Below are 5,999 nucleotides of genomic sequence, written 5' to 3' on the forward strand. Positions count from 1 at the left end.
TGCTCGAGAGCCTCGAGGAGCTCCTCATCCAGTCCGACATGGGGGTCGAGACCTCGCTCAAGGTCGCGGCGGCGATCGCCGAAGGCCGCTTCGGCCGCCGGGTGGGCGCGCGGGAGATCCGCGAGCTGCTGGCGGGCGAGATCGCGGCGATCCTCGAGCCGGTGGCGCGACCGATGCCGGTCTACGCCAAGCGCCCGCAGGTGGTGCTGGTCGTGGGGGTCAACGGATCCGGCAAGACCACGACGATCGGCAAGCTCGCGAGCCAGTTCCGCGCCGCCGGCAAGAAGGTGGTGATCGCCGCCGGCGACACCTTCCGCGCCGCCGCGGTCGAGCAGCTGCAGATCTGGGGCGAGCGTGCGGGCGTGCCGGTGATGACGGCGCCGCAGGGATCGGATCCGGCCAGCCTCGCCTTCGACGCGCTGGCGCGCGCCGAGGCGGAGGGGGCCGACCTCCTGCTCATCGACACGGCCGGACGGCTGCAGAACCGCGAGGACCTGATGGCCGAGCTCGCCAAGATCGTCCGGGTGATTCGAAAGCGCGACCCCGAGGCGCCGCACAACACGCTTCTCGTCCTCGACGCCACGACCGGGCAGAACGCGCTCAGCCAGGTGGAGATCTTCCGCAAGATCGCCGATGTGACCGGCCTCGTGATGACCAAGCTCGACGGAACGGCCAAGGGCGGCGTCCTCGTCGCGCTCGCCGACCGCTACGGGCTGCCGATCCATGCCATCGGCGTCGGCGAGGGCATCGACGATCTCGCCCCCTTCGACCCCGAGGAGTTCGCCCGCGCCCTGACCGGTCTCGAGGCGGCGTAGTTCCGCAGCGGCCGGCGGCATGCTAGGGTCCGCCGCGGGACTGCTGCGGGTAAGGCGATTGGGACGGCTGCTCAGGTGTCGGCTGCTGGTGGCCGCGGTTTTCGTGCTCGCGGCCGGACCCGCCGCCAGCTGGAATCCGTCGGAGCTCCTCGCCCCCTGCCGCGGCGACTGCGGGGTAGCCGTCTACGCCGGCTTCTACGTGGAAGATTCCATGAGCGAGCTGATCCTGACCTCCCCGAAGCCGCCGTCCGCCTGGAGCTACGACCGTGACGACCGCCTGGTCGCGGCGACCGTGTCGCGGAGGGCGGGGCGCCTGGGGTCCCACTTCACGCTCGAGCCCGAGGTGGGCGTCGGGCAGCGCTCCGGGCGGCAGAGCGCGACCGAGGTCTGGGGCGCGCTGTTCATCCGCTACCATGGCTTTCCCTGGGACGGGACGGTGCTGACCACGGCGGCCGTCTCCACCGGGCTCAACTGGGCGAGCAGCGTGACCGACGTCGAGCGCGACCGGGCGCGCGACGAGGAGGGCAGCCAGTGGATGCACTTCTTCGCCCCCGAGATCACCTTCGCGCTGCCGAGCCGCCCCGACGTCGAACTGCTCCTGCGCTTCCACCACCGCTCCGGCGTCTTCGGGCTCATCAGTGACGCCTGGGGCGGCGCGCAGTACGCGACGGTTGGGCTGCGCTTCCTCTTCTAGAGCCTGTGGCATTCCGCACGCCGCGCGGCTATGTCGGGGCCATGTCTGCGCCCGCCGAACGCCACATCCACCCGCTCCTGAAGCTCGTCCTCGAGATCGGGCCGATCGCCGTCTTCTTCCTCGCCTACCGCATGGCGCCGGTGCCGGAGGGGCTCGGGACGAGCGAGCGGCAGCTCGAGCAGATCCTCTTCTCCACCAAGGTCTTCGTCCCGACGATCCTGCTCGCGCTCGCGGCGAGCTATGCCCTCACCCGCAAGCTGCCGAAGATGGCCGTCATCACCGCCATCGTCGTCACCGTCTTCGGCGGGCTCACGCTCGTCCTGCGTGACGACACCTTCGTGAAGATGAAGCCGACGATCCTCTATGGCATCGTCGCCGGCATCCTCGGCTTCGGCCTCATGCGCGGGCAGAGCTACCTCAAGTACCTGATGGACGAGTTGATCCCCATGCGCGAGGAGGGCTGGATGAAGTTCACCGTGCGCTTCATCGTCTTCTACCTGCTGCTCGCCATTGCGAACGAGTTCGTCTGGCGCAGCTGGGGGACCGACACCTGGGTGAACTTCCGCACCTTCGTCCTGCCGGCGGCCAACTTCCTCTTCATCATGGCCCAGGTCCCGCTCTTCCAGCGCTATGCGATGGTCGGCGGCGGCAAGGGCTGATCCGCGGCGGATCGTTTTGGTCGAAACCGGTTTGCGGTCGCTCCGGGGCTGTAATATCTGTCGGCGAATCCCGGAGGCTTCGGCGTCCGGAGGGGCAGGGGACCTGCGATGCGCGGATCAGCGACAGGGGAGCCAGCCGCGCCGTGGGGCGACGGGCCGGTCGAGCTCGGACCGCTCGACGACTATATCGCCTTCCACCTGCGCCTGGCCCAGGCGGCCTCCTTCCGTGCCTTCAAGCGCCATGCCGGCCTGCCGGGCCTCCGGCCGGGCTGGTACGCGGTGCTCTCGCTCATCAACGACAACCCCGGGATCACGCCGCTCGCCATCAGCCGCGCCAGCGGCCGTGACAAGTCGACGATCACCCCGGTCCTGCGCGATCTCGTGCGCGAGAAGATGGTCGTGCGCGAGGAGATCCCGGCCGACCGGCGCAGCTACGCGCTGCGGCTGACGGCCAAGGGCGACCAGGCGCTGGCGCATCTCGCGGTCTGCGCCGAGGCGCACGACCGCGACCTCGGCAAGATCGCCGGCGCCGACAAGCGGATCCTGATCGAGCTGCTGCGGCGCATCGTCACCGAGCTCGAGTGACCGGCGCCGGCGGGCGCCGGCTCACGGGAGGAGGGTGTCGAGCGTGCCGAGCCGGGGCTTGAAGTAGGACACCTTGCGAATGACCCGCGGCTCGAGTCCGATGCCGAAGAGCGGGGTGAAGGAGTAGAAGACCTCCGCGGCGATGACCGTCTCGCCGGCCGCGACGTCGAGGTCGGCGGGAAGGGTGGCCGAGTCCCCCTCGGTGCCGATCGCGCTCGCGGCGGTCAGATCTCCCACGCTCGTCCGCTGCCAGTTGACCCGCAGCAGGTTCGAGCCGTCGCGCCCGACGCTCGACACGATCGCCCGTCCGTCGGCGGCGAACTCGAACGGCTGGATGATGTTGTCGATGGCGAGGAAGATGTTCTCGAGCTGATCCTCGCTCAGCGTCCGGTCGCGGGCGGTGAGGTCGGCCAGGATGAAGGCGCCGCTCTGCAGCTTCTGCGTCAGCAGGATCAGCCGGCTGTACTCGATCGTCCCCGCGCTGAAGAGGACGAGAATGGGCAGGATGAGCGCGAACTCCATGGCGGCGACGCCGCGTCGGTCGCGCAGGAGGCCGGGAAGTCGGGAGGCGAAGCGCCGCACGGCCGGCCTCCTCAATAGGGCTCGTTGCGCACGGCGACGCTCGATACGTGCGTGACGCTCTCGCCGAGGATGCGGCGCATCAGCGGCGTGATGACGCCCCAGGCGTAGCTCAGCCGGTAGACCACCACGTCGCTCGGGCCGCCGAGCCCGGCCTCGCCCATGTCGTCGTCCCACTCGCCGTTGCCGTTGACGTCCGTGAACGGCTCGCCGGCCTCGTAGGTGGCGTTGCCGTTCTGGTCGGTGAAGGGCTCCGGCTTGCCGATGTCGGCGAAGCTCTGGTAGACGAGGATCTCCATGTCCACCTGGTCCATGTCGAGCAGTCCGTAAGTGCGGTCCTCGACGATCTCCATCACCCGGTCGGCGCGGCTGACGCCGGCCTCGGTGCCGGTGATGCCGTAGCGCGAGGCCTCCATCACCGCCGCCTCGATGCTCGACCCGATGAAGAGCACGATCGCCGACTCGATCGACCCGACGATGAAGAGGAGGAGCAGCGGCAGGACGAGCGAGAACTCGACCGCCGTCGCGCCCCCCGTCTCGCCCGCCAGGGCACGGAGCCGCCGGGACACGCCGTTACTCCACGATCCTGAGGTTGGCGAGCTGGCCGCCGATGGCGCGGAAGACGGCCGAGAGCGTGTCGTTGTCGGGCGCGTGCCAGTACATCGCCTCGGTCGTCGCGCACTTCTTGAAGAGCGCCTTCGCCGTGGCGTCGGGCTTGTTGAAGGTGATCGTGTAGATGCGGATGCCGGCCGCCTTCATCGCGTTGCAGGTCTCGGTCATCCGGGCGTCGAGGATTGCCCGTCCGTCGCTGCGGCGGGCGTCCTCCTTGCCGGTCGAGTAGCCGACGAGGTCCTCGATGCGCCCATAGGCGGTGTAGTCTGAGGCGGGAACCTCCTTATCGTTCTTGCTGTCGTTGCTGTTGTCGTGGAACTGGTTCTGCCCGTCGGTCAGGATGACGGCGACCTTGTCCATGAAGGGCGTGCCGTAGTCGAGCGGCAGGTCGGGATCGCCCCAGAGGCCACGCCACTGCGGGCTGAGGGTGCGCCAGCCCCAGGAGAGGCCGAGGTTGCCGGTGGTGCCGCCGCGGCTCCAGGGCTTCATGTCGGCGATCGCGGCCTTGATCGTCGCCTTCGACTTGGTGAGCGGGGTGATCGCCGGGCCGCAGCCGAGGTTCGGGCCGCGCGCGCCGTTCTTGTAGGTATAGTCCTCCTTGATCGTCGGCCATTTGTTGTCGTTGCTGTCCGAGTTGGTCGAGGCATAGAAGAAGGAGCCGAACTTCTCGACCGAGGGCGGCGCGTCGTTCGTGTCGTTGGGGTAGGTCCGCGCCATGACGCAGCCCTTCCAGCCCACGGTCGAATAGCTGCCGGGGTTGTTCAACACACGGTCGCCGGACTTCAGCCAATCAGTGCGCGTCTTGCCGATGTTCACCATCGCCGTGTACGGAACGAGGCTGACCCAAAGGTTCTCGATCTCCGAATCGCTGCCGTAGAGGATGTCGATGAGATCGTCTGCAGCATCCTGCATCGCCTTGAACGGCGTGCCGGTGAGGGTCGAAAACTCGTCTGGCCACATCGACCCGGTGTTGTCCATGACGAGCGCCAGCTCCATGCCCGTGGTCTCGCGCTGGATCACGCTGCGCGCCGAGACGATCATCGTCTCGCGCCCGAAGACCCGCATGAAGAGCGTGGGAGTGGTGGCGGTGGTGGAGAGGGTGACGAAACGCATCGTGTCGTCGAGCGCGAACGCCACCGGCGCGACCTCGACCGAGGCATCGGACGTTCCGAAGTTCGCGTCGAAGAATTGCTGCGCCACGTCCTGCGCATTGCCATCGAGCGCCACCCGGCCGGCGGCGAGGCCGGCGGTGTCGAGCGCCTTGCCCATGCGGGTCTTGAGCAGGTAGCCGCGCGAGGAGTCGATGGCGAGCCCGACGGCGCCCACCATCGGGATGAGCGCGACGGCGAGGAACACCGCGGCGGCGCCGCGGCGATCGCGAAGGACAGGCGCGAGGAAGGACCGGACGGCCCTCAGGCTTCGCGTGAGCTTGGGCGTGAACATGGCCAGCCATCCCGTTGACCCGACGTCACGCGCAGTCTCGACCGGCAGGGTCAATCCGCCGTTAACGGGATGGCCGCCGCCGCCGGAAAGCGGTTAGATTTTTCCGCGATTGCAACCGTTTACCATTAACTTCCTGACGGATCGTAAAGTGGTTGCCGGAAGGTTACCGTGGCGGGTGCGGGCTTCGGCCGGTTGATGGGGGAAAAGGCATGGGCGAGCGGCGGCTGCATCCGAGGGCGCATGTGCTGCGACGGGCGCGGATCGTCTTCCGCCGCGGCTACAGCAGCCTCGATTGTGTGGTGCTCGACCTGTCGCCGGCAGGGGCGCGGCTCAAGGTCGACGACTGGCTGGCGCTGCCGGACCGTTTCGAGCTCCGCATCGAGAACGGTCCCCGGCGCGAGGCGGAGGTGCGCTTCCGCGCCATGGAGACGACCGGGGTCCGCTTCGTCGACGAGCGCGCGGCCTGATCCGTCAGGCAGGCCCTGGCTGAATCGGCTGTCTGGCAAGGATTTACCGGGATTCGCTCGATCTGGAACGCATATGGAATCCGTATGGAATCCGTATTGTACCTGAAAGCGTCGGGATTGATCCGTCAGCGTAGGCAGGGAACGC

The 5,999-nt window shown here is 68.3% G+C and carries 8 protein-coding genes; 5 read left to right on the forward strand and 3 right to left on the reverse strand.

Features of this window, described 5'->3' with window-relative positions; translation table 11 throughout:
* From ftsY to Q0112_RS09820, 4 genes are all read left to right on the forward strand, one after another.
* Positions 1–815 (forward strand): signal recognition particle-docking protein FtsY (gene ftsY, locus Q0112_RS09805; protein WP_297974588.1); only part of this gene is annotated, 815 nt, incomplete at its 5' end.
* Positions 816–903: 88 nt separating this feature from the next.
* Positions 904–1,509, forward strand: a complete 606-nt coding sequence (locus Q0112_RS09810; protein ID WP_297974590.1) for a hypothetical protein — start codon at positions 904–906, stop codon at positions 1,507–1,509.
* Between the two features lie 41 nt (positions 1,510–1,550).
* Positions 1,551–2,168 (forward strand): inner membrane-spanning protein YciB, encoded by a 618-nt coding sequence (locus Q0112_RS09815; protein WP_297974593.1) that lies wholly within the window; start codon positions 1,551–1,553, stop codon positions 2,166–2,168.
* A 108-nt stretch (positions 2,169–2,276) separates the two neighbouring features.
* A complete protein-coding gene (locus Q0112_RS09820) occupies positions 2,277–2,753 on the forward strand; it encodes a MarR family transcriptional regulator (RefSeq protein WP_297974596.1) in 477 nt (158 codons plus the stop codon).
* A 21-nt stretch (positions 2,754–2,774) separates the two neighbouring features.
* Here the strand turns inward: Q0112_RS09820 and Q0112_RS09825 are convergent, their stop codons facing one another.
* The 3 genes from Q0112_RS09825 to Q0112_RS09835 are packed head-to-tail and all read right to left on the reverse strand — an operon-like array spanning position 2,775 to position 5,387.
* Positions 2,775–3,335 carry a TadE/TadG family type IV pilus assembly protein gene (locus tag Q0112_RS09825; protein ID WP_297974599.1) on the reverse strand — a complete coding sequence of 187 codons (561 nt, stop codon included), beginning with the start codon at positions 3,333–3,335 and terminating at the stop codon, positions 2,775–2,777.
* Positions 3,336–3,346: 11 nt separating this feature from the next.
* Positions 3,347–3,901, reverse strand: a complete 555-nt coding sequence (locus Q0112_RS09830) for a TadE/TadG family type IV pilus assembly protein (RefSeq protein ID WP_297974601.1) — start codon at positions 3,899–3,901, stop codon at positions 3,347–3,349.
* 4 nt (positions 3,902–3,905) lie between these two features.
* Positions 3,906–5,387 carry a pilus assembly protein TadG-related protein gene (locus Q0112_RS09835; RefSeq protein ID WP_297974604.1) on the reverse strand — a complete coding sequence of 494 codons (1,482 nt, stop codon included), beginning with the start codon at positions 5,385–5,387 and terminating at the stop codon, positions 3,906–3,908.
* 209 nt (positions 5,388–5,596) lie between these two features.
* Between Q0112_RS09835 and Q0112_RS09840 the strand changes: the two genes are divergently transcribed.
* A complete protein-coding gene (locus Q0112_RS09840; protein WP_297974607.1) occupies positions 5,597–5,854 on the forward strand; it encodes a PilZ domain-containing protein in 258 nt (85 codons plus the stop codon).
* The last annotated feature ends 145 nt before the right edge of the window (positions 5,855–5,999 follow it).

The sequence above is a fragment of the uncultured Amaricoccus sp. genome (assembly GCF_937858865.1).
Classification (GTDB): Bacteria; Pseudomonadota; Alphaproteobacteria; order Rhodobacterales; family Rhodobacteraceae; genus Amaricoccus.